This is a genomic window from Paucihalobacter sp., from assembly GCF_036825875.1.
Taxonomy (GTDB): Bacteria; Bacteroidota; Bacteroidia; order Flavobacteriales; family Flavobacteriaceae; genus Paucihalobacter.
Genome location: NZ_DAISXK010000086.1, coordinates 1 through 3,414 on the forward strand (window position 1 = coordinate 1; position 3,414 = coordinate 3,414).

2 protein-coding genes and 1 pseudogene are annotated in these 3,414 nt (G+C 34.1%); 1 reads left to right on the forward strand and 2 read right to left on the reverse strand.

Annotated features, from left to right (window positions below; all coding sequences use genetic code 11):
- Both V7Z48_RS13495 and V7Z48_RS13500 read right to left on the reverse strand, forming a co-directional pair.
- Nucleotides 1-166 (reverse strand): annotated as a pseudogene (locus tag V7Z48_RS13495) (RidA family protein); the annotation flags it as partial.
- A 60-nt stretch (nucleotides 167-226) separates the two neighbouring features.
- A complete protein-coding gene (locus V7Z48_RS13500; RefSeq protein ID WP_334114148.1) occupies nucleotides 227-952 on the reverse strand; it encodes a hypothetical protein in 726 nt (241 codons plus the stop codon).
- Nucleotides 953-1,565: 613 nt separating this feature from the next.
- Here V7Z48_RS13500 and V7Z48_RS13505 point away from each other — a divergent pair.
- On the forward strand, nucleotides 1,566-3,414 hold a 1,849-nt coding region (locus V7Z48_RS13505; protein WP_334114150.1), incomplete at its 3' end, for a ligand-binding sensor domain-containing protein.

Below are 3,414 nucleotides of genomic sequence, written 5' to 3' on the forward strand. Positions count from 1 at the left end.
TTTGTTGTAAAAGGTCGCCTACACCGGTTGGATTACCTTCATCGTCCATGCTCACCGCTCCGGAAACTTTGATGTGGTTGCCAATTTTAACAGCGTGTGAGTAGCCATAGGCTTTTTCAACTTCAGGTCTTAGCAGAAAATATTCTGGTTGTTGAGATGTTTTCATAATTTTTTTAATAAAAAAAATAGGCCAGACTTTTTTTGTCTAGCCTATTTAGGTTAGTTATTATTGGTTGGATAGTTTTTCGTTAAGGCTCCACAAATAAGCCCAAGAGTTGTCAACAGCACTTCGATACTTAGCTCTTAAATCGTCTGTTTTTTTCTTGCCGTGTACGTTTTCGTATACTTTCCAAGGACCATCGCGTTCTTCATCTAATGCGGCATAACCGTTAAATGAGCTTACCACCATATAATCAGGTGATTGTTCACCACCACCTTCAAATGCATACCATTGTCCACGTGGTTCACCTTCTTTAGTTTTTATAGTACCGGTGATTTCTTTAATAACTTCACTAAACGCTGGACCGTTTTTCACTCTGAAATAGGTTACCCAAACAACTTTAGTATCGGTAGCCATTGTTTTTTTACTCCAATCGGGTAAGGTACTGGCGATGTTATATTCTGATTTTTCAATATGAGGAATGATGAAATTAACAGCGTTCATTGCGCATTTTTCACTTGCCGCGTCTTCTTTATCCATTTCGGCCCAGTTGCTCATCCACCCTGTGAGTCCATAGACACTACCTTCACCTTGTACTCTCGACCAAAAGTTCCATTGGTTGGTACCTTCGTTTTCAACATAGCAGTCTTTCCATTTGCTAACTCCTTCTAAAAATTGGGCGTTATGGCCTTGCTTAACAGTAATTACACTCATCGATAAGAGTGCTTCTTCAAAATTTTGTGCTGTTACCATTAGTGGTAGAATCAGCAGTGCAATACATAATTGTTTCATAATATTTTATTGTTGGTTGATATTCATTATTGAATTTTTTTAAAGAATGCGGGGCCACAGGTAACATCTCCACAAAAACCGTAAGCCCCGATCCTTCTTCTAACCATTGGTTGGTTAAGTGCATTAGGATTTTGAAATACCGATTAACTTAAAACAAAACACATCTAACATTTAGCCTTAAATTTTAATGGTTAGTAATAATATTTTAGATTTTTGATGATCTATTTGTGCAATAAGCATACATTCTAAATACACTGAAATAAGTAGCTTATTAATTTTTTTGGCGTTAAAGACTATTATTTTAAATAAAATATGAGAAGTTAAATTACTAATATTAGCATGATTACAAACTAAAAACAGCAGCTTTGGCAGACTTAATTGGTTGTTGTTAAGTATATACATCTCAAATAATTCATTAGGCTATTAATCAATTATTAGATGCAGGGCTTTTTAATAAAAGCAAGATAAGGCGCTATTTTTTCAATTTCAATCACATATTGATGTGGTTGTTGATATTAAAAAATAGTATCTTTGAGACATCTAACCACCAAATGTTTTGTATTTAAAATTCGGCATATGCTATTTGTTATGGGCATGGTTCTGTTTGCCTGTAATGCTACATTCACAAAATGCCATTCAAGTTGAGATACTTACCACAGAGCAAGGCTTAAATTTCAGGCATGTAAATACCATTGCTCAAGATACCGATGGATTTATGTGGTTTGGTACTAGGCAAGGACTTGCTAAATACGATGGTAATGCCTTTAAAGTATTTGATAATAGTAAGGATAATCCCAATTTTATTCCTTTTGAGGTGTTAATGAGGGTTGAATTCCAAAAGTCAACTAATACCTTATGGTTTACTGCCAATCACAAGTTATTCGCCTTAAATCTCGATACAGAGACTTTACAAGACATAAGTGATGACAGCGACTTGCTCAACAATGAAGTTATAGAAATAGCCTTAGATAAAACCGATAATTTATGGGTGGTAACAGATGAATTCAAGTACGACCAAACCAAGACACAAAATCTGTTAAAATACAACGGTAAATCGTTTCAATTTATAAAATCTCTTGAACGAAAGAGCGCAGGCTTTACATCTTTAGAAATAACACCGGCCAATGAGGTGTGTTGGACCACTATTAATCACGGTTTAACTTTATTTAATCAAAATGGAGAGGTTATTAATCGTAAAATTTTGGATACCTACGATTGGTATGGTTATACCATCCATTTTGGAGCGTCGTTTATGGGGCCTAACGGCAAACATTACTATTTTCCTGAAAGTAAGGGCGGAATTGATGTTTATAACAATTTAGAATTTAATTACAGACTTTTAGAACACGATGCTGTTTTTGTTAATGCCGCTGAAGATCATTACGGCGGTATTTGGTTCTCGGGCAAAAAGGAATTATTTTACCGTGATGCCTCGGGTAATTTAACCGATTATTCTGCTAAAATTGAACAAATATTAGACTTTACTAATATTAATTGTTTGTTTATTGATGCATCAAATTTACTTTGGCTAGGTACCGATAACGGACTTATAAAAGTAAAATTAAAGCCGCAAAATTTTAAACAAATCCTTAAAGTGGATGAGAGTAGTTGGGGTAGAACTTTTAGAAGTATTTTTCCTATAAAGGGTGGCGATATTGCTGCCATGTGCGAATCCGAAAATAAGTTATATCGTATCGACTCTTTTGGCAAAGCTACACCGGTGGTTTTGCCTTATGGAGATCAAAAGTTGAAAGATGCACGTTTTTTTGTAGCAGATACCATAAACAATAAAGCTTATACCGTTACCAATTATTTACTGGAAATTGATTTTAACACACTAAATATTAACTCTTACGGTGCGTATAAACTTTATTTAAATGAAACAAAACCCAATCCCATTATTGGTTTAGAAGATGGCCGATTGTTAACGGGTTTTAAACTTTCAAAACTTATTTTTATTGATCCTGAAACGAAAGATTTTAAGCCTGTTTTGATAGAAGCCCTTGAAGAAGATTACGAAATAAAAACACTCCTTCAAAGTACAATTAATCCTTCTATTGTTTGGATAGGTACTTCTAATCAAGGTTTACTGAAACTTAACTTAAATGGCACTATAGAAGCTGAATATACTATCAGCTCCATGCCTTCTCTTAATAAAAATTCTATTTTAAGTCTATACGAATTAAACAACCAACTTTTTATAGGTACGTTTGGTGGCGGTATTAATATTTTAAACATGCATAAAAATACCATCGAAGTTATTGATAAAGAAGACGGACTATCAGATAACAACGTGGTTTCAATTCTATCAACAGATACCAATAACATAATTGCCGCAACTTACAACGGTTTATCAACTTTTAGTTTAAATAATACCGATCACCATAACTACTATGTAGAAGATGGCCTTACCAATAATGAATTCAACTATACATCTGCTTATAAAGATCAAAAGGGTTATT